The sequence below is a fragment of the Bacillus basilensis genome (assembly GCF_050630465.1).
In the GTDB taxonomy this organism is placed as follows: Bacteria; Bacillota; Bacilli; order Bacillales; family Bacillaceae_G; genus Bacillus_A; species Bacillus_A basilensis.
Map to the genome: position 1 here is coordinate 468,474 of NZ_JBNTQO010000003.1, position 25,816 is coordinate 494,289.

The 25,816-nt window shown below is 31.7% G+C and carries 19 protein-coding genes and 2 pseudogenes; 15 read left to right on the forward strand and 6 right to left on the reverse strand.

The window, feature by feature from the left end; genetic code table 11:
• Nucleotides 1–39: 39 nt before the first annotated feature.
• On the reverse strand, nucleotides 40–1,083 hold the full coding sequence (locus ACQVV1_RS08920; RefSeq protein ID WP_242254448.1) for a Fic family protein: 1,044 nt from the start codon (nucleotides 1,081–1,083) through the stop codon (nucleotides 40–42).
• Nucleotides 1,084–2,348: 1,265 nt separating this feature from the next.
• On the opposite strand from ACQVV1_RS08920, the gene ACQVV1_RS08925 reads away from it, so the two are divergent.
• Nucleotides 2,349–3,725, forward strand: a complete 1,377-nt coding sequence (locus ACQVV1_RS08925; RefSeq protein ID WP_242254445.1) for a lytic polysaccharide monooxygenase — start codon at nucleotides 2,349–2,351, stop codon at nucleotides 3,723–3,725.
• 193 nt (nucleotides 3,726–3,918) lie between these two features.
• Here the strand turns inward: ACQVV1_RS08925 and ACQVV1_RS08930 are convergent, their stop codons facing one another.
• The 4 genes from ACQVV1_RS08930 to ACQVV1_RS08945 form a co-directional block, all read right to left on the reverse strand.
• The gene (locus tag ACQVV1_RS08930) at nucleotides 3,919–5,328 is read right to left on the reverse strand and encodes a phosphatidylinositol-specific phospholipase C (protein WP_431168773.1); all 1,410 of its coding nucleotides are present in this window, start codon (nucleotides 5,326–5,328) and stop codon (nucleotides 3,919–3,921) included.
• 409 nt (nucleotides 5,329–5,737) lie between these two features.
• Nucleotides 5,738–6,307 (reverse strand): methyltransferase, encoded by a 570-nt coding sequence (locus ACQVV1_RS08935; protein ID WP_242254442.1) that lies wholly within the window; start codon nucleotides 6,305–6,307, stop codon nucleotides 5,738–5,740.
• Between the two features lie 601 nt (nucleotides 6,308–6,908).
• Nucleotides 6,909–7,334, reverse strand: a complete 426-nt coding sequence (locus ACQVV1_RS08940) for a hypothetical protein (protein ID WP_252209161.1) — start codon at nucleotides 7,332–7,334, stop codon at nucleotides 6,909–6,911.
• A gap of 280 nt (nucleotides 7,335–7,614) precedes the next feature.
• Complete coding sequence (locus ACQVV1_RS08945; protein WP_000256373.1) at nucleotides 7,615–8,604, reverse strand: LacI family DNA-binding transcriptional regulator; 990 nt, start codon at nucleotides 8,602–8,604, stop codon at nucleotides 7,615–7,617.
• 98 nt (nucleotides 8,605–8,702) lie between these two features.
• Between ACQVV1_RS08945 and ACQVV1_RS08950 the strand changes: the two genes are divergently transcribed.
• From ACQVV1_RS08950 to ACQVV1_RS08975, 6 genes are all read left to right on the forward strand, one after another.
• Nucleotides 8,703–10,028, forward strand: coding sequence for a DegT/DnrJ/EryC1/StrS aminotransferase family protein (locus ACQVV1_RS08950; RefSeq protein WP_431168774.1), 1,326 nt, complete (start codon nucleotides 8,703–8,705; stop codon nucleotides 10,026–10,028).
• Nucleotides 10,015–10,875 carry an HAD-IIB family hydrolase gene (locus ACQVV1_RS08955; protein WP_431168775.1) on the forward strand — a complete coding sequence of 287 codons (861 nt, stop codon included), beginning with the start codon at nucleotides 10,015–10,017 and terminating at the stop codon, nucleotides 10,873–10,875. Before ACQVV1_RS08950 ends, ACQVV1_RS08955 begins: the two co-directional genes overlap by 14 nt.
• Nucleotides 10,876–10,892: 17 nt before the next feature.
• Nucleotides 10,893–11,942: a Gfo/Idh/MocA family protein gene (locus tag ACQVV1_RS08960; protein WP_431168776.1), complete on the forward strand. Its 1,050-nt coding sequence runs from the start codon at nucleotides 10,893–10,895 to the stop codon at nucleotides 11,940–11,942.
• 74 nt (nucleotides 11,943–12,016) lie between these two features.
• On the forward strand, nucleotides 12,017–13,219 hold the full coding sequence (locus tag ACQVV1_RS08965) for an MFS transporter (protein ID WP_242254423.1): 1,203 nt from the start codon (nucleotides 12,017–12,019) through the stop codon (nucleotides 13,217–13,219).
• A gap of 302 nt (nucleotides 13,220–13,521) precedes the next feature.
• Nucleotides 13,522–13,737 (forward strand): DUF2164 family protein, encoded by a 216-nt coding sequence (locus ACQVV1_RS08970; protein WP_063222316.1) that lies wholly within the window; start codon nucleotides 13,522–13,524, stop codon nucleotides 13,735–13,737.
• Nucleotides 13,738–14,125: 388 nt separating this feature from the next.
• Nucleotides 14,126–16,108 (forward strand): serine hydrolase domain-containing protein, encoded by a 1,983-nt coding sequence (locus ACQVV1_RS08975; protein ID WP_309260278.1) that lies wholly within the window; start codon nucleotides 14,126–14,128, stop codon nucleotides 16,106–16,108.
• 444 nt (nucleotides 16,109–16,552) lie between these two features.
• Here the strand turns inward: ACQVV1_RS08975 and ACQVV1_RS08980 are convergent.
• A pseudogene (locus ACQVV1_RS08980) lies at nucleotides 16,553–16,663 on the reverse strand (Tn3 family transposase); the annotation flags it as partial.
• 100 nt (nucleotides 16,664–16,763) lie between these two features.
• On the opposite strand from ACQVV1_RS08980, the gene vanR-A reads away from it, so the two are divergent.
• The 8 genes and pseudogenes from vanR-A (at nucleotide 16,764) to ACQVV1_RS09020 (ending at nucleotide 25,773) form a co-directional block, all read left to right on the forward strand.
• Nucleotides 16,764–17,459, forward strand: a complete 696-nt coding sequence (gene vanR-A / locus ACQVV1_RS08985) for a vancomycin resistance response regulator transcription factor VanR-A (protein WP_242254420.1) — start codon at nucleotides 16,764–16,766, stop codon at nucleotides 17,457–17,459.
• A complete protein-coding gene (gene vanS / locus ACQVV1_RS08990) occupies nucleotides 17,449–18,603 on the forward strand; it encodes a vancomycin resistance histidine kinase VanS (protein WP_242254417.1) in 1,155 nt (384 codons plus the stop codon). The genes vanR-A and vanS overlap by 11 nt, the downstream gene beginning before the upstream one ends.
• A 621-nt stretch (nucleotides 18,604–19,224) precedes the next feature.
• Nucleotides 19,225–19,467: pseudogene (locus ACQVV1_RS08995) on the forward strand (D-Ala-D-Ala carboxypeptidase VanY); the annotation flags it as partial.
• A gap of 56 nt (nucleotides 19,468–19,523) precedes the next feature.
• Nucleotides 19,524–20,162 (forward strand): VanZ family protein, encoded by a 639-nt coding sequence (locus ACQVV1_RS09000; RefSeq protein ID WP_431168777.1) that lies wholly within the window; start codon nucleotides 19,524–19,526, stop codon nucleotides 20,160–20,162.
• Between the two features lie 294 nt (nucleotides 20,163–20,456).
• Complete coding sequence (locus ACQVV1_RS09005) at nucleotides 20,457–21,440, forward strand: glycerophosphodiester phosphodiesterase family protein (RefSeq protein ID WP_309259086.1); 984 nt, start codon at nucleotides 20,457–20,459, stop codon at nucleotides 21,438–21,440.
• Between the two features lie 549 nt (nucleotides 21,441–21,989).
• Complete coding sequence (locus tag ACQVV1_RS09010) at nucleotides 21,990–23,189, forward strand: FAD/NAD(P)-binding oxidoreductase (RefSeq protein ID WP_242254411.1); 1,200 nt, start codon at nucleotides 21,990–21,992, stop codon at nucleotides 23,187–23,189.
• A 66-nt stretch (nucleotides 23,190–23,255) separates the two neighbouring features.
• Nucleotides 23,256–24,692: an MBL fold metallo-hydrolase gene (locus ACQVV1_RS09015; protein ID WP_242254409.1), complete on the forward strand. Its 1,437-nt coding sequence runs from the start codon at nucleotides 23,256–23,258 to the stop codon at nucleotides 24,690–24,692.
• A 655-nt stretch (nucleotides 24,693–25,347) separates the two neighbouring features.
• Nucleotides 25,348–25,773 carry a DUF4879 domain-containing protein gene (locus ACQVV1_RS09020; RefSeq protein ID WP_048530324.1) on the forward strand — a complete coding sequence of 142 codons (426 nt, stop codon included), beginning with the start codon at nucleotides 25,348–25,350 and terminating at the stop codon, nucleotides 25,771–25,773.
• The last annotated feature ends 43 nt before the right edge of the window (nucleotides 25,774–25,816 follow it).

The following is a 25,816-nucleotide window of genomic DNA, read 5'->3' on the forward strand; positions in this document are numbered from 1 at the left end:
TAATTGAATTTTTGAACCGTAAGAGTTTTAAAAGTAAGGTCAAACTTTAGTCCACTTTGCGTTTCTTCCTTTTGTAACTAGCTTAATATGCCCAAATAATTGCAAGGAATTTAAAGCCTTACTAATTGTACTCTCTGCAATGTCTGGATATGTGTTACGAATACTTTCCTTAGTAAAGGGTTGTTTTTGTTTAAGTATAAAATCCTGAATTCTCTCAACTTTAGTATGTTTACATATAGAATCTAGAACAGTGTTATGCAGATCTTTGTAAGCCTCTAATATAATAGTTAAAAACGTTTTTAACCAAAAGCTACTATTGTGTTCCTCGCAGTACCAATTTACCGAAGATTTATAAATCGAATTGTAATATTCAGATTCATTTTTCTTAATATACTTATCCAAACATACATATTTTACAAATGTATGTCCACTCTTAATTAGCAGCAACTGCATTAACATAAATGCTAGCCTGCCATTACCTTGATTGAAAGGGACTATGCAATAAAAATTTAATATAAAACGAGCTATTAATAAAAGCGAATGTAGCCCCTTACTAGTATTTAATGAGTTGTATTGATCACATAATTGCTCCATAAACTGTGGAATGAGTTCATGTGGAAGAATGCGGTAACTATTCAAGTGCATTCCATGCTCAGGAATACCTGGAATAATAAAAGATTTTTCACGCCATTTGGCACTGTCAGAGGTAAGGTAATGTATTAGTTGAAAATGTAATTCCTGTATAGTTGCTGGATTAATTGATAAAGTACAGGAGTTTTTATGTACAAAAGAAAGTGTTTGATAATAACAAAAAATAGCATCTTCCGAAATGTTTTGAGGTACTATATCATCTAAAATAAGTTCTTTTAATCTTTTATTAGGAACTTTTATATCCTCATAAATAGTAGTGAAATTTTTTATGTAATGTAGTGGTATAGTTTTTTCTAAACTATTAAATATGTCAGGGTTTTGTTCCTGATAAGCAGCTAATTTTCCTTTGAATTCGCTAATTTCACTTATTAAATTGATTAACCTCCTTTTTAATTCAATATTTTTATACTTATCATCAAAAAAATCTCTCATTTTTGTTCCCCCTGTAACCCCTTAACACGTTGTTGCATATATCATTCCATTCCATTCTAAAGGTGTTTCATGACATCATTATCAAATAACGACATTTTTGTTCTGATTTTGATCTTGTTTTAGAATCTATATTTTTATTTGATAATAAAAATATAAAAGTTATAAAAAAGAATCGTTAGGATTCAATTTTAATAGGCATAATCCTAACATCAAATGTACAAATGTACAATAAAAAAATAAAAAATATAAAACTATCGACTCTTTTAAAAGATTATTAAGTAGTTGTGGCTATAGATATGTTTTAGTTTTAGAGTAAATATTGAAGTGGCAATAAATTTTTCATGGTTGAAAAAATAGATAAACTATTAATTTGTGACAGTTATGTGCCTAATCTATTCATTTGTTATGATGAGAATTCCAAAATTAAATCCTAACGAGCTTAACTTTCTATATTTAGGATAAAGATTAGGGGAGGTATGTTGATGAAATGTACCATTAAATATAGATATATGTAACGTTCAACACTTGTATTGTAAAATATTTTGACATGAGTTAATTTAGATACTAGGTACAGGAGCATTTAATAAAAATTCAGTAAAGTACCCTTTAAACGTTTCACCCTAAAAACGTTTATATTTATTGGAATTTCAAGCACACTGAAGTTTTTTGTTTGTTCCTGTACCTTATTAGGTAAAAATAATACAATAAATTGATAGAATGTTATGGGGGAATTGGATTTTTAATTCTCTTTTTCTTACTTTATATTATCAATCTCTAGATGATTTGTTTACAGTAAGGATTCAAAGGATAGAAGATGACTATTCCAAAGTACATAAAGTTAAGTTGGATATCTTAATGATTTTATTGTGTTTTTAGGGTTTAGAAAATATGTGTGAATTTAACCTTGGAAATGACTTGTTTGTATGTTATATAGCAGAAATGTGAAGTCTGGAAGAGACTGATTTAATTAGTTTCTTCCAGACTTTTTTTACTTTAAAAACGTATTTTTTTAGCATGAGGGTAAATATAATTCTTTAAATTAATATTTGAATTTTTTGTGAAATAATGTAAGGATTTTATTCCTCTATTAATACATAATGTTACAAAATAGAGTTATTGTATTTATTTTATTGATATATAAGATTAAAAATAATAATAAATGTATCAATGTATGAGAGATATTAGTATATTTAATAGCAATTTGTTCGTTTATCTCTATATTGCTATTATATTAGCGATAACAATAATATATTGGGGGGACAAGAATGAATTTGAAATTAACATCTAAATTTGAAGGATTAAGAAAAAGTAAAAAAGGAATTGGTGCCTGTATTTTAGCTGCAGGGGTGACGGCTATTACAATGATACCTCAAAGTGCGTATGCACATGGATTTGTTGAAAAGCCAAGCAGTCGTGCTGCTTTATGTAGTCAGAATTATGGAGCATTAAATTTAAATTGTGGAAATATAATGTACGAACCTCAAAGCTTAGAAGCGCCTAAAGGATTCCCAGATGGTGGACCGATTGATGGGAAAATCGCTTCGGCAGGAGGACTGTTTGGAGGGATTCTTGACCAACAAACATCAAATCGCTGGTTCAAAAATACGATTAAGGGTGGAGCAAATACATTTACATGGAAATATACAGCTGCACATCCTACAAGTAAATGGCATTATTACATTACAAAAAAGGGATGGGATCCTAATAAACCATTAACACGTGCTGAATTAGAACCAATTGGAACTGTGAAACATGATGGTTCTGCCGCATCAAATAATTTAACACATACAATTAACGTACCAACTGATCGAAATGGTTATCATGTTATTTTAGCTGTATGGGATGTAGCAGATACTTCAAACGCGTTTTATAATGTAATTGATGTAAATCTAGTAAATAATGAAACTCCCGATACAGTAGCTCCAAGTCAACCAACTGGATTAAATGCGTCTAAAGTTTCTGCCAATAGTGTTGCACTAACATGGAAGGCTTCTACGGATAATATAGGTGTAAAGGAATATCAAGTGTTACGCAATGGGGAAGTAATTGATACGGTACCAGGTACAACATTTATTGATAAAAAACTAAAAGCAAATACGGAATATACCTATACAATAAAGGCGTTAGACTCTGCTGGAAACATATCAAAAGAAAGTGAAGAACTAAAGGTTAAGACAACAAATGAAATCCCAGATATAGAAGCTCCGACTCAACCGAAAGGATTACATAGTATGAGTACAACAGCAACAACTGTTGACTTGATGTGGAGTCCGTCTGAAGATAATGTAGGCGTAGACCATTATATTGTATATAGAGAAAGCGCTGGAGTTATGAATAAAATTGGTACAACGGATAACACATCCTTTATGGATAAAGAATTGAAGGCTAATACATCGTATAAATATGTAGTGACGGCGGTTGATTTAGCTGGAAATGAATCTAGTAGAAGTGATATTTTGAATGTAACAACAAAGTTAGAGGATCCCACATATGAAAAATGGGATGCAAGAAAAGCATATACAAAAGGTGATAGAGTAGTACATGAGGGAAAAGTGTATGAAGCAGTTCAAGATTATCAAGGCAATGGTGACACAAATTGGATTTTTGCCCTATCGCTTTGGAAGCCAGTTTTGAATAAATGATAAGTGGGAAAATATAGTTAACATTTTTGGGTTTTTCTTTGAAGTAAAGGGTCGTTCCAAATATAAATCCCTGAATGGTTTAAATGATATGTTAATAAATTTAATCACCATCCTAATGTTTACGAAATGAAATCAGAAAAGAATCCTAATGGTATTCCATTAAAAAGGAACTCCAATGGGATTCTTTTATTTTCTAATTTGTAATAGCGTATATTTTCACAGTGAATTTGCTAGTGGCACCAATTGGACTTGCGATATAATATTTAGTATTTGAGTAAGCCTCAGTCCTAGATCCATGTGAAATATTTTTCCAACGAATAGAATCGGTACCTAAGGAAACATCAATCATTACATTGAAAGAGATAGTAGAAGGATGATCTTTCTCTGAAGGCTCAATAAACCATTTTAATTCTTTAGTTCCTACAGGTAAATTATCAATTTTAAAGTTTTGACTAGAACGATTTTGTTGTCCAGATAAAGGACTAGATTCGGATGGGATTTGCGAAATTAATATCTCTTTTTCATTCGAATGTACACCATTTAATTTAATGATACTATCAATTAAACCTGGCCCAGGAAAATCAGCTGCGATAATACCAGAATGTCTAACTCTACCTTGTTGTAAGAGTTCGGTCCCAAGTGTATTCATCCCACCATAATATACTTGCCCATTTCTATCGCGGGGGAAATCACTCCACGCATTAGTGTAATTCGTTTGAATCAACTTAGGGCTACTATCAGTATTTCTATTCTCTTTTCCGCTTGCAACAAACCAAGGATATACATTATTTAAAAATGCGGCTGCACCACCCGTACCACTAAAATGGTTAAGATATATTTTTCCATTATTAAAGTTAGTATTTGCACTTTGTAGATGAGTTTTTATCGCATTCCATTTTTCATATATTTCGTCTGGTCCGCTTCCAATTTCAAATTTATCTTGTATATTCAAACTATCGTAATCAATACCGTATAATTGAGAGGATGCAAAGTTTTGTAAGACTACAATTTTACCTCGGATATCGCCTAAAGTAGGGTTGTTTCTGTCTATAGCTGGTACGGAATTAGGATCCCAAAAATATGAAGCATTAACGTTTTTATATTTTAAAAATATTTCCTCAAATGATGGAGATCCACTTTCAGGTGTAGTTTCTTCTTTTAAGCGCATTAAAATTGTTTCAGTCGGATAATCTTTTAAAAATTGAATTGCATCTTTTAATACATCTTCAAACACTGCTTTTTGATTTACAATGCCATGGTACATTGCAAAAGAATCTTTTACACGTTTAACGCGCATATCTACATATCGAATTCCAGAATTTAATTGTTGGGGTAAACTCATAGTTTGATTTCTTGTCAAATTTTCATCAAGAAAACTTGCGCCATGTAAAGCCATTGTGCCATGAGTTCCTGGAATAGATATTTCACTTAATTTTGTTGAATCTGCTACTTCTGACATCCACGATGGATTTTGATAACCTAGATTGGGTTCATAGGAATAACCTGGATGACTATCAGCTAAAATAGTTGATGGTGTACCTAAACTTGCTAGTGTAAAACAAGTGAGGATGCTAACTTTAAAGAAATTTTTTATTTTGTTCATTTTATCTCTCCTGACCTTTACATAATAGCTATAATAAGATGGTTTTTGACTATATTTATTGTTTTCTATTCCTAATGTAATGAATTTTTGTAATTGAAAAAGGGGTAGTGAGCTAACTTGAGATATTATAAATTTACTGTAATGAATTGTATCTAATAGCCAAACGGATTCTTAAAGAATAGTAGCATAAAAAGGTGAAAAATAAGCTTTTTGCTGTATTGTATACAAACAAAACAGAAGCCTTAAAAAGACTTCTATTTTGTGACATATTATGAATGATAAGGTGGTTAACAAATTAAGATAATGTGAGTGAGCGGTAAAAATCTATTTATAGCTGTTTCAGGAATTTCTTATAACAAGGCTATTCAGGAAAAGTGGTCCCTACAATGCTAATAAAAATTAAAACATACTATTCATTAAAACTTAGACTAACTACAGTTGCGATAGATTGGGCTGCATGTTCCCAGCTTCCATCTATAACTTTACCAATCTGCTGCCCAAGTGTATTTAAATCATTTGGATTAACTGGAATTCCATTATACGCAGCAAGAATTGATAAAAGTGGAGCAGCAAATGGTGTCCAACCACCTCTATCAATATTAAATACAGGCTTATCTACTACTTTTCCATCTTGCACAGTGAACTCATAATAAAATTGATCATCTGGACGGAAACTTAAATGATGAGAAATTTGTCCCTTAACATATTTTTTTCCTCCACCTAGATTTACTACTTCTATTTCTTTTACATTAAATTCATGCTCAAATACTTTTATTTTTTTGACTTCTGGACCATTTAAGGCAGCATTAACAGCTGTTTCTAAATTATTTTGTGCTAATGGTTGAATACTCATTTGTGCCTCTTTTTGTTGGATAGGAGCCTCTTTTTCTGCAGCAAATACTGATGTAGAAGGTAGTGCACCTGTAGCTAACGTAGCTGCAAGTGCTGTTGTCATCATGATTTTTCTTTTCATCTTCATAGTTTATCTTCCTCTCTTAAAGTTTTGATATATAATCTTTTAAAGACTGACATTGTGTAATATTTTATTTCATAATGCACAAAAAACTGGTTTAAGAATTATGTCAGAGAATTAAAATTATATATGTATTTTAGATGATATCTATCTACACATATTTTTTCAATTTTTAGACAAATATAATGGTAATGACTTCTTAAGAGTCAATTTAGTACCTTGTTTATATATAGAAATCCTATAAATAAACTAATTCTATAGTGAATGTAATATATTTGATATCAAATGTCTTACATAATGCTATAAAATTTCACAATTTTTTATTTTAAAGAATGGAGCAATAGGGATTCTAATTGCAAGGGATACGGGAATAGCCTAATCAATTAGAGTTTGAAAGAATTCTTTTCTTAGGATTCTCTCACTTCTAAATGAAGTGAAAGAGGGGGTAGTTCAAAATAATGAGAAAGAATCAAAGTTATGATGTATTGAAAGAAAAGAGAAAAGAGCGTACTAATTTTCCGAACCGGGGTTAAATGTCAAAGGTTCGAAATAGTCTTCTAAACCTTGAAATAACAGGTAAAAATAATAAGCACTCACGTAGAAGTGCTTATTCAAATTCGATTTCTGTTTTACCATCTGATGTGAAGTATCTTATGGTTGTTTTGTCGTATTCTTGCAAGCCACTCTGCGCAACGGCGTCTTTTAACTTTGTTCTCGTTCTGTAGCCGAAATTTTTCCGTAAGCCTTCGTCAGCATTTGACAATGCTGTTTTGTCAACGAAAACATATAAGACATACAAGTTATTTTCTTTATTTAATTCAACCGCTGTTACAGTACCACCGAAATATTCTATAATCTCCTTGGTTCTACGTTCAATACTTTTCGTCATTCGTGTCTGCTCATCTTTTGGTTGTTCTGTTTTCACCGTTGTTTGTTGTGTTTTTGACTGCTCCTGTTGAACCATTTCTTTTTCACCGCAAGCTGCTAACATTACAATCGATAAACCAACTACTAATACTAATTTCTTCATCATCTAAATCCTCTCAATGTTAATATCTAAATATCATCATAAAATGAAATTTGTTACTGAATATGGAGTGATATGTAATGCTTTTCATGGGTATGAATTATGTGGTGTCACCTATTGTAACAGTTAAAATGTTAGTACTTATCTTTCTTAATAACTTTATATATTTGACTTCGTGAAAAGCATTTTAATGGATTGTTTTAGCTTAATATAAAAAGAGAACGCATTATTATTTACGTCCTCTTTTTATATATTAGATAAATTAAAGCAGAAACTTTTATTTTAATTATGTAGATTCACGAATAATTAAGTTAGTAGGATATTCAATAATTTTACGTTTAATAGATTCATCTGTATTTATATATAGTAGTATCTCGTTAACGGTACGTTTACTCAGTTCAACAATTGGAATATCAATAGTACTAATTGTTGGGGTTGTAACTGTACAAATTAATTGATTATCATAACCACAAACAGCTAAGTCAGTTGGAATAGAATACCCTTTAATAGTAGCTCCTTTAATGACTCCAGCAGCAACTTGATCATTTCCAGTAAATAATGCAGTAGGTTTATCTTTTAATTTATCTAGCTTCTCAAAAATTTTAAATCCATCATTAATAGTAATTGCATCTCCAAATAGCCAATTTTTATTGAATGGTAATTGTTTTTCTTTTAAGGCATGCAGATAACCTTGTTGGCGTTTTAATTGTGCTTGACTATTAAGAGAGTCAAAACAAAAGCCAATTTTTTTATGACCTTTGCTTATTAAATGTTTAACAGCTTTGTATCCAGCTTCAAATTCATCGTAACAAATTATCGGAATAGGTGCATTTTCCTCATACTCATTACAAAGTATTATGGGCCCATATGCTAAATAATGCTCTATATTTTCCCAACTATTTTCTAGGGATGCGAGAATTACACCATCTACAGCTTTATTCTTTAGTAATGAAAGTAATTCAAGCTCTATTTTTTTCTCATAAAAAGTCTGATAAATTAGCAATTTGTAATTGTGTTTTAATAATTCTTTAGAAATTTCTCTAGCTAATTTCCCGAAAAAAGGATGATCTATATTTGGAATTGATAGAGCAATGGTTTGTGTCTTATTTATCCTAAGATTCCTAGCAATAGCACTAGGAGTATAGTTGAATTCTTGCATTACTTTTATTATTTTCTCACGTTTTTCTGAATTTACATAAGGATGATTATTTAGAACTCTTGAAACCGTAGCATTTGATACATTACATAATTTAGCTATTTCATTAATTGTTACCATAGAGAAACCCTCCGTAAAAAATATGTTGACATGTAATCGATAACATAAAATATAGTCTACTCATGATTTTCAAAATAATTTCTTAGAGGTGATTTAACGTGAAAACTCTTACTACAATTTCTGGACATAGTAAAGACAATTTAGCTTTATTAAAGTGCCTACAGGGGGAAACAAAAGAAAAAGAATTTGAAATTAGTAATATATTGCCGAATCACAAGATGAAAGAGAAATTATTTAGGGAAAACAAATTGAAAATAGATATTGATATAGAAAAAGATATTTTCAATTATAGCAGAAAAAATATACAGAAAATAGAATTTATGCCAGTTAATCGGTTGATTTCTCAAGATGAGGTTGAAAAAATTATTGGAGTTTTAAAAGATGTTTTACCAACAGGTCAATTTACAAGTGGACCATTTTCAAAAAAGCTAGAAGAAGTAATCGGAAGTTATTTAAATAAAAAGTTTGTAATTGCAACAAGCAGTGGTACAGATGCCCTTATGGTGTCATTGTTATCTATTGGTATTCAGCCTGGAGATGAAGTAATTATGCCAGCTAATAGTTTTGCGGCTACTGAAAATGCCGTGTTAGCAGTCGGAGCAAAACCTATATTTGTAGATATAGATCAGAAGAGTTATTGTATTGATCCATCTAAAATAGAAGAAGCTATAACCCCAAAAACTAAATGCATTTTACCTGTACATTTGTATGGTAAACAATGTGAAATGAAAAAAATTCGTGAAATTGCTGATATATATCAATTAAGAGTTATTGAAGATGCATGTCAAGCTATTGGTTCTTCAAATCTTGGAGAATATGGAGATATTATTGTCCTTAGTTTTAATCCATATAAGAATTTTGGTGTATGTGGTAAGGCAGGAGCAATAATTACTGATAATGAAACTCTTGCCATTCGTTGCAATCAATATAGTTATCATGGATTTGAAATTGATAAAAAAAATAAAAAGGTATTAGACTTTGGATTCAATTCTAAAATTGATAATTTGCAAGCAGCTATTGGTTTGGAAAGAATTAAGCACTTATCATATAACAATTTAAAAAGGGCGTATTTAGCTCAACGATATATACGTGATTTAAAAGAATTAGAGGATAGAGAACTAATTAAGCTACCTACAATGACAGAAGATAATGTCTGGCACCTTTTTCCGATTAGAGTTGAAAATGGAAGAAGAGACGAGTTGAAAAATAAATTGTACCAATTGTATAACATTGAAACAGATATTTATTATCCGATATTATCTCATAAACAAAATACTAAGTGGATAAAGGAAAATGATTTGCAAAACAATATGTTCAATACAGAGCAAGTTCATAAAGAAATATTACATTTACCTTTACATCCAAATATGATGTTAGAAGAGCAAAATTTCGTTCTGGAGGGATTATTCAATGTCAATAAGTAATGAAGTTTTACAGTCTTTAAATTTTGAAAGATTACCACAAGTTAAAAAGCCTAAGTATGTAGTGTTCTGTGATTTTGATGAAACTTATTATCCTCATAACATGGATGATTCTAAAAGAAGCAATATGAAATTGTTAGAAAAGTATTTGTATGAACAAGGAAGTAAAGGGGATTTAGCAATTGGTTGGGTAACGGGAAGTAGTTTAGAATCAATTGTTGAAAAAATGAAAAAGGGTGGTATTCAGTATTTCCCTCATTTTGTGGCGAGTGGATTAGGTACAGAAATAACGTACTTTGATAGTAATGGGACTACTATAGATGATCAAATTTGGGAAGAGAGAATTATAGAGGGTGGTTTTGATTCTTCGAAGATTGAAAGAATTCTTAAATTGCTAGAAATGAAATATGAAATTTTTTTAAGACCTCAGACACAATTAGGAAGTTCTAAGTACAAATTTAATTTTTATTATGAAGAGCAAAATGAATTTATTGATGCAAAGAATTTAGAAAAGATAGAAGAAATCGGAGAGATATTCCAAGTTGGAGTTAATATTAACAAATGTAATCCATTAGCTGGTGATCCAGAAAATTGCTATGATGTAGATTTTATTCCACTTGGAACAGGTAAAGATGAGATAGTGAAATTTATTTTAGACAAGTACGAACTAGATAAAACAAATGCAATTGCTTTTGGAGATAGTGGGAATGATTTAAGGATGCTACAAGCTGTAAGGCATGGCTATTTAGTAGAAAATGCAACAGAAGAGGCCAAAAAAACACACTCAATGTTAGCTCAAGGTGAATACTCGATTGGAATTTTAAATACTCTAAAGCACATTATTAATTAAAAGGGGATGTTCATATAATGAATATTGGGATTATAGGTGCAGGAAGTATTGCAAGAGCTCATTCTAGAGCATTATCAACTATTGATAATTGTAAATTAGTTGGAGTGTATGATGTTAATTCTGAGAATGCCGATAAATTGGTAGGGGATTTTGGTGGGAAGGTTTTTAATAGCTATGAAGAGTTACTAGAAGTAGTTGATGGGGTAATAATATCTTCCCCGAATTTTTGTCATAAATCTCAAGCAGTTCAAGCGTTATTAAAAAACAAACATGTGTTATGTGAAAAGCCTATGGCAATTTCTTGTGAAGAAGCAAAATACATGATGACAATAGCAAAAAATACTAATTTAGTCGCTTCAATGGGGTTTAACTATCGCTACCTATCTTATGTTAAGGCTTTAAAACAATTAATTCAAAATGAAGAATTAGGGGAAATAGTAGTGGTAAGATTGCATTTTAAAAAGAATAGCGCTTTTAGGAGAACTTCGTTTACTTGGCGAGATGATTTTCAAAGTAATAGAACTAGTGGAGCCTTGGGAGATTTGGGAATTCATCTAATAGATTTACTATGGTTTTTATTTGAGAGTGATTTTAGAGAGGATACTGTTCGAACTAAAATTAAAACAAATGTTAAGGAAAAAGAAAGTAAACCAGTTTTTGTTGATGACTATGCTGAGGTTTATGGCCAATTGAAAAATAAGGTTTTTGTTAATATTACAACATCTAAAAGTTCATTTCTTGATGATTGTGGTTTTAGTATAGAGGTAATAGGTACGAAGAAAGAATATAAGTATTCTTCTAAAGAGCCAAATAAATATATACTTTTTGATGGATTGGAAAAACATGAAATTCCGTTACCGTTACCTTTACTAGTCGATCCAGAAAATGAGATTTTTGAATGGTCTGATTCGTTTAGAAGTGAAATTATAGAATGGGCTAAGGCTGCGGAAGGTGGTCCTAATAAGTCTGTAGCAACATTTGAAGATGGATTTCGTTCACAAATTATATTGGATATGTTTTTTGATAAAAGCAGTAGTAATAAAGAACGATCTGTAGCAACTATTTAGTTTTATGGTAAAAACAGGGGTTTAGAACTTTTACTTAAATCCCTGTTTTTATTTTGGATTGGAGTTGAGAAAAGATGCGGTTAATGTTTTATTATGGTTGCTTGTTTTATTTTATTGTAGGAATAATACATGTTTGCATCGGTAGTTTAATTCCTTCATTAATACAATATTATGGAAGAACCCCTGATCAATTAGGTGTTTTAATATTTTTTCAATTTACAGGTTTTTTATTTGGTGTTCTAAGTTCACCCATACTAGTAAGAAAGTATCATTATTTTAAAACAATAACATTCGGTGTTTTAGTAATGTCCATCGTTCTAGGAGGTTTTATATATATTAAAGAATGGGCATATTTAGCCGTTATTTGTTTTGTATTAGGCTATGGAGCAGGTTTGTTAGAAACTACTATGGGTTCCTTTATTATTTCAACAGAAAGGAATAGTGCTGCTAAATTTAGTATTCTCGAAGTATGGTTTGGGGTTGGGGCGCTAGGGTTTCCGTTACTAGTTAATTATATTACAAAATTTTATGAGTGGTATTTTATTCTTTATGGGATATTACTATTCTTTATTTTTACACTATTTGTTTGGTACATGCTTGGACGTACAAAATTTCTAAATTTTTCTCCTCAAAAAAATGAAAAGGGAGGAGCATCCCTTTCCTCATTCAATCTTAAATTTAAAAGTGAAAAGATTAAAGTTATAGTATTTATTTCACTTTTTGCATTCTTATATGCAGGCATAGAAACCAATCTTGCAAATTTTTTATCTACTATAATGATTCTTACCAATAATGAATTAATCAGTTCAGTAAGTATATCTTGTTTTTGGTTAGCCATAGTTATAGGAAGAATACTTGTAGGTAAGTTAGCTCATAAATTTAATTATTGGACATACATTACATCTAGTTGCTTTACATTAGTGATTCTATTATTTCTATTCCCCTTTGTTCAAGGTACAGGTATGTATTTGTTTATCATCTTCATTATTGGTTTAGTCATAGCGGGTGTTTTTCCAATAACATTAATCTTAGCTTCCCGTATTATGGAAAATAATATTGATGAAGTGACTAGTTTATTTATTGCATCGGCCAGTTTAGGGGGGGCGCTAGTATCATTCCTAATTAGCTGGAGTCTATCATTAAATACTATAACTGTTACTTTTGGGATATTTTCTCTTTTTGCATTGAGTCTAGGTTGTATTATTTTAAAAATGAGGAAAATTGCAACTTACGGTAATGAAAGTGCCAAAAAGGTAGAAAGTATGAAAAATTTGTAGAAAGAATTTTTATAATATGAAAAAATTAATTTTATTTGGAATTCCTAAAAAAGTTGATAAAGTTAAAAATTCTGTATTTGGGCTTTGTTTTATATATTGTGCTGTGTAATATATAAAACAGAGATACTTCAAAAATAAAAATGATATGTAACAGTGACCAGTTCTCAGGCAATTGAATGTTATGATATGAAAAGAATGCCTTGTTGTATATACAATAAGGTAGTAAAGAACATATTTTCATAAGTAATAAAAAGTTATTTTAATTAGCTTTTAAGATTAATCTAAGAGGGGTTTGTTATCGAATGGAGATAAAGATTAGTAAAAAGGATAAGATTAATATCTCTAAAAAATTAAAGTCCTTTTTAGCTGAACAATATTCACTGGAATTGGGTGAATACATAAGCTATGAGTTACTTGAATTCATAATAAAGGAATTAAATCCACATTTTAATCAAGTTACTAGGGATAGGTTGGAAATGTTGTTAAAGAATATAGAGAAAGATATATACAGTCAATAGACTTTAAATGACAATTGAAAAAATAAGGTATCATTTTAGATACCTTAATACCCAGTAAGAATAGAATAAGTAATGCGTTACAAAACACCCATCCAATTTTATTGATTATAAAGGATGGGTGTTTTCTTTCTTAGGATATTATGAAAAACTTGCCGATGAAAGTCTATATTAAAGACTGTCTTGCATTTTTGTATGCTATATCATTTTCTATAACTAAAACCTAATGATATATAGACTAATTCCAAAAGTAGTTAATAAATGACAGAATTGAAATAAAATTAGAAAAAATAACTATATAATGGTAGAATATGGTTGGTTAACCTGTGGATGAATAATCAATAAATCTATTATTAAAGGGGGAATTAATTTGGGTAATAGGAATAAAATAATGAAAATTTATTTTCAAAGGTTAGTAGCTGTAAGTGTTTGTTTTTTGTTAGTTTTTCTAGGGAGCAATTATTCAAAAGCCGAAACTGTTGCACCAATAACATTAAATCCTAAAGATGTAGAAGCATTCACCAATAAAGTAATTCCAGAGAAAATGAAAAAAGAAAACGCAGCTGGTGTAGCTCTTGTCGTTGTAAAAGATAATCAAATTCTATTTCAAAAGGGATTCGGATTTTCCGATAAAGAAAAGAATACTCCCATCGATCCTAAAAAAACAGTTTTTCGATTAGCGTCAATATCAAAAGTTTTTACTGCTAGTGCTGTCATGCAGTTAGTTGAGCAAGGAAAAATTGATTTAAATAAAGATATAGTAAATTATATGGGGGGATTAAAGTACCAAAATAACATGGATGAACCAGTTACAATGGAGCATTTACTTACCCATACAACAGGGTTTGATTACGTAGATCCTAGACCAGAGGACATCCATTATCAAGATAATGATTATACAATGCTTAAAGATTATGTAGAAGATAATATGCCCACAGTAGTGAGAAAGCCAGGAGATACATATACATATGATAATTTTGCTTCTATGCTTCAAGGGTATATTGTTCAAAATCTGACAAACACACCTTTTTACAAATATATGGCCAAAAATGTTTTTTACCCTTTAGAAATGCATAATAGCAGTTTTGTTATGACAAATTTTATTAAAGAAAAGTTAGCAACAGGATATGATGCTAAAGGTAATGCCATTCCATTTTATCAAACTAGACCAACAGATATGCCACAAGGGAGTATGTTTTCTACAGGGAGTGATGTAGCCAATTTCATGATTGCTCAATTGAATGATGGTAAATTTAAAAATAACCAAATACTACAAAAAGAAACTGTAGAAGATATGCAAAAAACAAAATTTGCTTTACATCCCAAATACCCTAATATGACATACGGATTTGAGTTCTTTTCACCGCAAAGTCATAATGGGCAATATGTGTTTGGTAAAGGTGGAAATATACCAGGTTTTTCATCTTTAATGTGGTTAATTCCAGAGCATAGAATTGGAGTTTTTGTTGTTACAAATAAAGATAGTTCAGCACTACCTGTTGAAGTATTTGATGATTTTATGAATGAATATTTCCCAGATAAGACAAAGCCTGAATATTTGAAACCTAATGAAGAAGAATTAAAGAAATTTGAAGGGGTTTACCGTGATTTGAGATTAAAAAACCTAATGTCACATGTAAACATAAGTGAAGGAAAATTATATGTAAGTGATAAAGCATATGGTAAACAGGAGCTAAAACAAATAGACCCTTTACTATTTGAGGATGAAAAAGGGAATTATATGGCGTTTAAACTTCACAAAGATGGTACCGTGAAAGAAATGATACATTGGAACTCTGGTAGTTCAGCGGTGAAGCTAAGTGAGCCTGAGAGATTTAAAGACGTAGATGAAAATCATCCATATGCTAAGTTTATAAATCCTTTACATCAATACGAGGTATTACAAGCAAATAAGGAGGGGAATTTCACTCCAGAATCTTCTCTTACACGAGCAGAGTTTGCATATTGGTTATCTCAAATTGCTTACTTTACGCCACCTTCAAAAAAAGAACCAGTGTTTTCTGATGTGAAAAATCATCCATATGCACCACATATTCAAAAGTTATATGAAATTGGTATTTTATATGAAAAAGAAGGGGAACAATTCCATCCAGACCGTGCAATTACTAGACAAGAAGCAGCATGGATTACCTGGCAGTATTTAAAAATGTTAGGAGCGCCATCTGCAGATGCAACATTAAAGGGAGAAACTGATGAATGGGCAATAGAATCCGTGAAAAACATTGTAGGTCATCGTTTAGTAGGGCCTGAGGTTATATATAATGAAGATGGATCAGCAGATTATCTATCAAAACAAAGTATGAAACGGCAAGAGGCAGCTGCATTATTATTTTACGTTTTATTATCTAGTTAATTTGTTTTGAGATAAATTTCATGAAGAGAGAAGATCTAAAGAGCTTGAAATAATACACAGAAAAAGAATAATCTTTGACCAATGATTATTCGTAACAAATAGAGGTGGCGGAGTTATAAGCATACTCCAAATCTTAAGTATAGCTGTAATTAGAAGGATTTCATAAGCGTTTTGTAATGTAAGGAGCTCCTTTTAGGGGAGCTTTTTTTATATTATTAATAATAATTTCATGTACCGTAATTAATAATAATAATATAAAAACCTATAACAAGGGGATTCAGTCCAAGCCAGGTCACAGTAATACATTCGTTACCGCCTTTCTTTTTTTGAAGGAGATTTTAGTATTTTGAAATAGCGCAAACATTGCTATCAAGTTAAGATTATGCAAAGTCAATTTAAGACGAAATTGTTCTTTTTTCTAAAGGGAGAGTATATTGCTTTAACTATTGTAAATAATTTTGAGTCCAATAGATCTCTTATTCTTGGCGTAAAATTAAACCCCAATAAATGGGTAAATCCGAAAATCTATTTTGTGTAACCGACTGTGTCTGTATACAGCAATATGACTTTACTTGGTTTAATAGGTATGATAGGCTCGTTATTCAGAAAAGATTCCGATTGAGAAAAGCACATCCATAAAGGAGGATTGGTAATCATGAGTGATAAAGTACTTATTGTGGAAGATGAACGTGAAATTGCCGATTTGGTTGAGCTATACTTGAAAAACGAGAATTATACGGTTTTCAAATACTATACTGCTAAAGAAGCGTTGGAATGTATAGACAAGAATGCGATTGACCTTGCAATATTGGACATTATGCTTCCCGACGTAAGTGGTCTCACTATCTGTCAAAAAATAAGAGAAAAGCATACCTATCCAATTATCATGTTGACAGCGAAAGATACAGAAGTAGATAAAATTACTGGGCTAACAATTGGCGCGGATGATTATATTACAAAGCCTTTTCGTCCACTAGAGTTAATTGCCCGAGTCAAAGCGCAGTTACGCCGGTATAAAAAATACAATGGAGTAACGGCACAGAACGAGAATATTATCGTCCACTCTGGTCTTGTTATTAATATAAGCACGCATGAGTGTTCTCTGAACGAGAAACCGTTATCTCTCACTCCCACCGAGTTTTCAATCCTGCGTATCCTCTGTGAAAACAAGGGAAATGTGGTTAGCTCTGAGCGGCTGTTTCATGAGATATGGGGTGACGAATATTTCAGCAAGAGTAATAACACTATCACCGTGCATATCCGACATCTGCGAGAAAAGATGAACGACACGGTTGATAATCCGAAATATATAAAAACGGTATGGGGGATCGGCTATAAAATTGAAAAATAAAAATAAGAATAAAAAAATCGATTATTCAAAATTAAAACGGAAACTCTACCAATATATCCTTACGATTGTCATGGCAGCAGTTGTATTTGTGCTGTTTTTACGTCTATTTATCCAAGGAACACTTGGAGAGTGGATCGTACGTTTTTTGGAAAACAGTTATCATTTAGAGCGTTGGGACGCAATGATAATATATCAGTATACTATACGGAACAATATAGAAATTTTTATTTATGTGGCGGTAGCCATTAGTATTCTTATTCTATGCCGAGTTATGCTTTTAAAATTTGTAGAATACTTTGAAGAGATAAATACCGGTATTGATATACTTATTCAGAACGAAGATAAACAAATTGAGCTTTCTGCGGAAATGGATTTCATGGAACAGAAGCTCAACACGTTAAAGCGAACCCTTGAAAAGCGAGAGCATGATGCAAAGCTGGCCGAACAAAGAAAAAATGAAGTTGTTATGTACTTGGCACACGATATTAAAACGCCTCTTACATCAGTTATCGGTTATCTAATCCTGCTTGACGAGGCACCAGACATGCCAAGAGAGCAAAAGGCAAAATATGTGCGTATCACGTTAGAAAAAGCGTATCGCCTGGAACAGCTAATTGACGAGTTTTTTGAAATTACGCGATATAACCTTCAAACGATTACGCTCACGAAAAAACATATAGATCTATATTATATGTTGGTGCAAATGACTGATGAATTTTATCCCCAGCTTGCCGCGAAGGGAAAACAGGTGGTACTCCATGCTTCTGAAGATTTGACCGTATTTGGTGACCCTGATAAGCTAGCGAGGGTCTTTAACAATATTTTGAAAAACGCCACTGCATACAGCAAGGACGACAGCGTTATTGACATTAAGGCGGACCTATCCGAGGATGTGGTATCTATCGTTTTCGAGAACGCTGGATGCATCCCGAAAGATAAACTCGCTACCATATTTGAAAAGTTTTACAGATTGGATGATGCCCGTTCTTCTGATACGGGCGGCGCGGGACTTGGATTGGCGATTGCAAAAGAAATCATTGTTCAGCATGGTGGACAGATTTACGCGGAAAGTAATGATAACTCTACGACATTCACGGTAGAGCTTCCAGCCTTTCAAGACTGGGTTGATAAAGAGGGTTCATAGAAAATAATCATTGTTTCTTAAGAAATTCTTAAGGTTATTTCTACTTTTTCTTAGGAAATTAACAATTTAATATTAAAAAATGGCTCGTTCTTATGCGGTAGACTTAAACCAGAAGAACGAGCTTTTTTATTTCGTCAAAGAAAGATATGATAACTTATGCGTGGATTAAAATAGCTCAAATGTTTAGAAAAAGAGTGACACAAATATTTCTTTTCCTTTTAACGAATTGTGTCAAATGAGCAATCTGCTGTTTTGGATGTACCTGCACACAACTGAACAGAGTATCCACATAGATATAGCTTCGCTTTGCAGAAAGTAATCGTTAAGAGTTACATATCCGAAATCTTCAACGCTGAATCAGCGTGACATCATCATCAAGTCATTTACTTAAGGAGGAAGCTGAAAATGAAGAAGTAGTGTTTTTTATTGTTATTTTTCTTAGGTTTTGCTTTCATGAATAAAGCACTGTTTTTTCAGAATAAAGTAGAGGTACAAAAATATAATCAAAATCACAAAGATAACATAGATAATACAGGGACTACCTCAATTATTCAAAAGAAAGAGATTGTAAAAGAACAGATCTATCAAGGGAATTTGCTCTTAATTAACAGTAAATAGCCTATTCGCTATGTCGGTTTGCCTCACAGTACGATTATGCAAAAAATGAATTTAGCCTTGGAAGAATACCTGGATTATTTAAAAGAAGAAGAGAGCATTTCAGCAAGCATTGATGGGAAAAAATATACGATTTCATATTATCCCTTTTTTCAAAACAAGACAATTGACGTTGAAATACCAGTAAATGAATTTTGTGAAATACCTGGAAATAATATAGATGGGGTGATTGTGACCACCCGTGCTTGAATTATATTCTAAAATGACAAAGTTATAGATTACAATGTAAAGTTAGGAGATTTTAAATGCATTCAGGAGTTTTGATTAATTATTTATATACTTATTTTTTTACTATTATTTTTTGTATAGTGTTTCAAATTGGATTTTATTTTAAAACGAAAAAAAATAAATCTATTCAGCATTTTGTATGGGTGTATGTTTTTCTATTCTACCTTTCACTAGTGTATAAGGTAACGCAGATAGGGACTATATGGGACATAGGTAGATACGAAACATTAATTCGTGCAAATCAAATTAACTTGATTCCATTTGCTTCTGAAGGTATGACTACTTATGTCTTAAACATTTTACTGTTTATGCCATTAGGTTTTTTATTGCCGACTATTTGGCCGCAGTTTAGAACAATGAAAAGTGCTGCCTATGCTGGATTCGGTTTTTCATTGGCTATTGAGTTAGGTCAATTGCTAGATAATAGAATTACAGATATTGATGATTTATCTATGAACACCCTGGGAGCAATTATTGGGTATTTATTATATAGAGTATTATTCAAAATGATATATAAAAGAGATGAAAAAAAGATTGATAATAATATTTCTCTAGTAATAAAATACGAGGCTATTTTTTATTTAGTTTGCTCATTTATAGGTATGATGTTGATTTATTATCCAGTTTTATTTAGACGGCCTCTAATCCTTCAATAAGGTGATTAAGATACTGTCAGATAATATACATATAGCAAATTGATTCTTAAATAATAGGATATTACATATACCCATTTATATTAAATTCTCATAGAAATTTTTCAAAACTATTCTTACTGAAAGTTGAGTGGTTATTGAATTGATTTCTATTGCTCTCGTTTTATATCAAAGTACTAGCCTTTAATTAACAATTATATCCATTGTAAAAAAATAAGATAGGCTTTAATATTTACCAGTATTTAAATGCCGAAAATTATTTAAGGCATTTCAACCAAAATTTAAGAGGAGCATACAATGAACAAACTAAAAAGGATACTGAAACGTAAAATGACTTGGATAATTCTTATCCTATTCGTATTTGTTTATGTAAATAACAGTTCTTTTTTTGCTAAGAGGGACGATGGGACTCCTCTTCTTCTCGCTCACCGAGGACTTTCACAAACATTTAGCATGGAAGAGATTGAGAGTGATACATGTACAGCAGAACGTATAAATAAACCTGAACATTCTTATTTAGAAAATACAATTCCATCTATGGAAGCGGCATTTAAATCTGGAGCTGATCTAGTAGAGTTTGATGTTCAACCAACTAAAGATAATAATTTTGTTATTTTTCATGACTGGACTCTTGATTGCCGTACTAATGGTAAAGGTGTTACAAGAGATTTTACAACAAAAGAATTACAAGCACTTGATATTGGTTACGGTTATACAGCTGATGGGGGTAAAACATTCCCGTTTCGTGGCAAAGGGATTAATCTTATGCCAACACTTGATGAAGTACTTACCCATTTTCCAGACCGTTCTTTTCTTATTCATATTAAAAGTGATGATGAAAATGAAGGAATTCAATTGGCTACTCACCTCAAGAAATTACCAGCGAAGCGCCTTGATCAACTAACTGTATATGGTGGTGATAAACCAATTGCTGCGATAAAAGAGCGCATCCCTAGTTTACGAACAATGTCAAAAGCGACCATGAAAAAAGATCTTATTACTTATATGGCATTAGGGTGGACTGGCTACATACCTTCAAGCCTGAAGCATGGAGAATTACATATACCAGACAAAGTGGCTCCTTGGCTTTGGGGATGGCCAAATCGTTTTCTTAATCGAATGGATAAAGCAGATACTCGAGTTATCATTGTAGGAGGAAATGGGTTTGGGTTTTCAAGTGGATTTGACTCATCTGAAGATATAAAACGCCTTCCTGAAGATTATACAGGTGGAATTTGGACAAATCGCATTGATAAAATAGCACCTGTATTTAAGAAATAAGGGATAATATAACAGTCGAAGTTTTTTCATCTGTTTAACCATTTATATTTTAAAAGAAGACTTATTAATAATTTTAAAGGTTTATATACCGAAAAACACCCCTGATTTCCTATGAATAATGGAAATCAGGGGTGTTTTTCGGATGAATGGAACTTATTTTATAAGATGGTTATCATTCAATAGCTGACATTACGACAAAGTTTTCTGTTAATTCTGGAACGATTAGAGCTTGGAAAATAAGCTATGAAGTGAATGGTGAAGACGGCCTAGAACAAGCACTTTCTTGGAAAAAGGAGATAAAGATAGATTTGAGCGTAGAGAGAAATTGTAATTAAAGTAAGATAGGACAAAGACTAGCATTGAGAAATATAAAAGATGGAAGTAACATAGGGGAATTACGCATAAAGTAATATTGACGGTTTAATTAACAAAATTTTCATTTTAATCAAATAAATACATGGTGTTTTTAAATTATAATAATGTTAATAGGATGAAAATACAGCTACTAATTAGTTATTTTAAAAATCAATTTTAGATAGGAAGAGGATAATGAAGACCAGAGATAGTTATAAAATTATTGTAATTGGTGCTGGGACTGCTGGAATATCTTCTACTGCACATTTGTTACGAAATGTACCCCTATTGAAAGAAAGTATTGCAATTATTGATCCATCAAAAAAACATTACTTTCAACCACTATGGAGTTTAGTGGGGGGAGGAATTGTATCAAAGGAAAGTACGATACGTGATCAAGAATTGCTTATTCCAAAAGGGGCAACATGGATCCCAAAAAGTGTTGTTAAGTTGTTTCCGGATGAAAATAAGCTACTTTTAGATGATGGACTGCTGCTTGAGTATGAAATTCTTATTGTAGCAGCCGGTATACAAATAAATTGGGACGGCATTAAAGGCTTAAAGGAGTCTATTGGGACTAATGGGGTTTGTAGCAATTACTCTTATAAATATGTTGATTCTACTTGGAGAGAAATTGAAAAATTTAAAGGAGGAAATGCGGTGTTTACCCACCCAAATACTCCTATTAAATGCGGTGGTGCTCCACAAAAGATTATGTATTTAGCAGAAGAGTATTTTTCTAATAGCGGTGTAAGAAACAAAAGTGAAGTAATGTTTTATACCGCAAACGCTAACATATTTCAGGTTCCACGATATGCTAATACATTAGAACAAGTACTAGAAAGAAAGCAAATAATAACAAATTATAATAAAAACTTAGTAGAAATTATCGCTGAGAAGAAAGAGGCAATTTTTGAAGATATGCAAACACTGAAAAGAGAGACAGTACCGTATAGTATGATCCATGTTGTTCCACCTATGGGGCCACGTAATTTTATTAAAGAGAGTGAAATAAGTGATTCCCAGGGCTGGGTAGATATAAACCCTTATACTTTGCAACATGTACAGTATAAGAATATTTTCGGACTTGGAGATTGTACCAATTTACCAACCTCTAAAACTGGAGCGGCAATTCGAAAACAAATACCTGTCTTAAAACAAAATATTATGGACGTACTTAACGGAAGAGACTTGCATGCTAAATATGATGGATATACATCGTGCCCCATTGTTACAGGTTATAAAAGTCTTATACTCGCTGAATTTAACTATGAACATGAGCCTCAAGAAACGTTTCCGTTTAATCAAGCGAAAGAACGATATAGTATGTTTTTACTTAAAAGATATATGTTGCCCTATATGTATTGGAACTTTATGTTGAAAGGGATCCTATAGGAGAATATAGAAAGCGATTACAAATGTTGAAAAGTAATTTGAAATAACTATTTGGAGGGAATAGCTATGCTTTTAAAATATTTTTATGATGAAAAATTAGCACATGCTTCCTATTTAGTCGGTTGTCAAAAGGAAGGTGTAGCAATTGTAATTGATCCGGGTCGCTATATAGAACAATATATAGAATTTGCTAAGAAAGAGGGGATGGAAGTAATTGCTGTGGCTGAAACTCACATTCATGCAGATTTTCTTTCTGGGTCTAGAGAACTTTCTACTCTTTATCATGCCAATTTATATGTATCTGATGAAGGTGATTGTGATTGGAAATATCAATATCTTAACGAAGGTCGATATAATTTGGTTAGAGAGGGGACAGAGTTTAAAGTAGGTCATATAAAATTTAATGTAATTCACACACCAGGGCATACACCTGAAAGTATTTCTTTTTTAGTAACTGATACAAGTCAAAATAACTATACGAATGATAAGCCAATAGGAATATTCACAGGTGATTTTATATTTGTTGGAGATATAGGAAGACCCGATTTATTAGAAACTGCTGTAGGTATGAAAGATACCGCAAAAATAGGAGCGAAACAATTATTTGATTCTATACAAAAAATAAAAATACTCCCTGATTATTTGCAAATATGGCCATCACATGGTGCAGGAAGCGCATGTGGAAAAGCATTAGGAGCAATTCCGACTTCTACTTTAGGTTATGAAAAGATGTTCAATTGGGCATTTCAGTGTAATGAAGAAAGTGATTTTGTATCGACTTTATTGACGGGGCAGCCAGAGCCTCCAAGTTATTTTTCTTTAATGAAGAATTTAAATAAGTATGGTCCTCCAATTCGTAAGAAAAAAGAAGTTTTTGCTATTAAAACAGTAGAAGAACTTCAAGAAGTTATGAGAAGTGTTCAGCAAATAGTTGATATAAGAGAGGTAGAGAGTTTTGCTTCTGGTCACATCGAGAAATCAATTAACATACCGTATAACAATTCCTTCACAACCTGGTGTGGATGGTTACTAGATTATAAAACAGAAACTTTAATCATTCTAGATGAGGAAAAGGTTAGAGTGGAGGAGGTTATTAGGGACTTTGAATCTATTGGGCTAGATAATATTATTGCTTTTGCACCCTTACAAGTAATACAAAGACTTGATAGATTTGAAAGTTACAAAGAAAAAACATCGATTGAATTATATCCGCATATAAAGGATGGTAGCGTTAAGATTATCGATGTACGTAGTAAAAAAGAGTGGGAGGACGGTCATCTTCAAGATGCAATACATATCCCCCTAGGAAATTTATTTAAGCAGCTAGATTGCATACCAAAAGATTGCCCATTAGTTTTACAATGTCGAACCGGATTGCGTTCCGCTATAGCAGCTAGTATTTTACAAAGAGCTGGTATAAAGGAAGTGGTGAATCTAAAGGGAGGATTTCTTGCATGGAAAAAAGAAGAGCTTCCTTATACAACTTGTAGTATCAATGTGTAGGGAAATGATTCTTACTAATTTAAAATGGGTCATGATACACTTTACAATCAAGGAGAAGAAATAGAATTGAAGTGAAATGAAATTCAAGCCACATTTTACAGTTGAAATAGAAGAATTTTAAAGAGCTGAAATATAAAAAACACCTTATAGCTATAAGGTGTTTTTTATACCTCTTAAAATGACTTAAGATATGTTTACTTGAGTTCATTAGGTAGTTAGAGTTAGAGGTTAATAGACTATCTTTAACGAAAAATGTTGAGTAGTTCCCTTTTATTATACATTAATATATATAAATGAAAATGAATTCTTGCATCTTCAATCCTTTTCTTATTTAATACAACCTTGAATTTTATTTTTTCTCTCGTTTCTTTTCTTCATCTTGTAGTATGCCCCTAGTGATGATGTTCATACTAAGGCATGGACAGATGAATCAAAATAAAAATCATATAGATTCATAGGTTAGAAGCGTATAGGAACAAACAATATGATCTGTTCCTATTTTTTATTAATAAATAATTGGATGTCATATAATTGCAGAAACATAAGATAGAATATTCTCATTAATATTTCTACAGTTTTAAACTATATACATATAAAGGTAATAGGATTATATTTGCAATGAAAGAGAAAACAATAGATGGAAGGGGATGTTTTTATGTTTAAAAAAGCAGCGCTTGGTATTTCATCTTTGGCAATTACTGCGTTTGTCGGATTAGGAATGGCACCAGAAGCTTCTGCTGGACCTGCAGCACCACTTACTTCACTAAACGTTGTACAAGTAGAATCTGAGCAGGGCGGAGTAGAAACGATTAATCCAAACAGTTTTAGCACAACACGTGACCACGGGGGAAAATACTTATATATTACTACGAAGGAAATGGGATATGGTCAAAATCCATTTGCGAAAATGAATGGTTTTAATGTGAAAAGTATTGGCTCTACTATAATTGGTGGAAAACCAATTGTTGGTTGGTATTATAAGTGGGATGCCTCAGGACATCAGCAAGGAACATTTGAATATCAAAAAACATCTATTAACGCTCCATTTAATACAATGCGAACATCAATCTATATCAAATAAATATTGTGCACAGCTATAGGGTTATGACACGCAACATGAAATT

Bases quoted from the DNA above. Each gene is read 5' to 3' on its own strand.
- ACQVV1_RS08920 (WP_242254448.1), bottom strand. From the start codon at position 1,083: ATGAGAGATTTTTTTGATGATAAGTATAAAAATATTGAATTAAAAAGG.
- ACQVV1_RS08925 (WP_242254445.1), top strand. From the start codon at position 2,349: ATGAATTTGAAATTAACATCTAAATTTGAAGGATTAAGAAAAAGTAAA.
- ACQVV1_RS08930 (WP_431168773.1), bottom strand. From the start codon at position 5,328: ATGAACAAAATAAAAAATTTCTTTAAAGTTAGCATCCTCACTTGTTTT.
- ACQVV1_RS08935 (WP_242254442.1), bottom strand. From the start codon at position 6,307: ATGAAGATGAAAAGAAAAATCATGATGACAACAGCACTTGCAGCTACG.
- ACQVV1_RS08940 (WP_252209161.1), bottom strand. From the start codon at position 7,334: ATGATGAAGAAATTAGTATTAGTAGTTGGTTTATCGATTGTAATGTTA.
- ACQVV1_RS08945 (WP_000256373.1), bottom strand. From the start codon at position 8,604: ATGGTAACAATTAATGAAATAGCTAAATTATGTAATGTATCAAATGCT.
- ACQVV1_RS08955 (WP_431168775.1), top strand. From the start codon at position 10,015: ATGTCAATAAGTAATGAAGTTTTACAGTCTTTAAATTTTGAAAGATTA.
- ACQVV1_RS08960 (WP_431168776.1), top strand. From the start codon at position 10,893: ATGAATATTGGGATTATAGGTGCAGGAAGTATTGCAAGAGCTCATTCT.
- ACQVV1_RS08965 (WP_242254423.1), top strand. From the start codon at position 12,017: ATGCGGTTAATGTTTTATTATGGTTGCTTGTTTTATTTTATTGTAGGA.
- ACQVV1_RS08970 (WP_063222316.1), top strand. From the start codon at position 13,522: ATGGAGATAAAGATTAGTAAAAAGGATAAGATTAATATCTCTAAAAAA.
- ACQVV1_RS08975 (WP_309260278.1), top strand. From the start codon at position 14,126: ATGAAAATTTATTTTCAAAGGTTAGTAGCTGTAAGTGTTTGTTTTTTG.
- vanR-A (WP_242254420.1), top strand. From the start codon at position 16,764: ATGAGTGATAAAGTACTTATTGTGGAAGATGAACGTGAAATTGCCGAT.
- ACQVV1_RS09000 (WP_431168777.1), top strand. From the start codon at position 19,524: ATGCATTCAGGAGTTTTGATTAATTATTTATATACTTATTTTTTTACT.
- ACQVV1_RS09005 (WP_309259086.1), top strand. From the start codon at position 20,457: ATGAACAAACTAAAAAGGATACTGAAACGTAAAATGACTTGGATAATT.
- ACQVV1_RS09010 (WP_242254411.1), top strand. From the start codon at position 21,990: ATGAAGACCAGAGATAGTTATAAAATTATTGTAATTGGTGCTGGGACT.
- ACQVV1_RS09015 (WP_242254409.1), top strand. From the start codon at position 23,256: ATGCTTTTAAAATATTTTTATGATGAAAAATTAGCACATGCTTCCTAT.
- ACQVV1_RS09020 (WP_048530324.1), top strand. From the start codon at position 25,348: ATGTTTAAAAAAGCAGCGCTTGGTATTTCATCTTTGGCAATTACTGCG.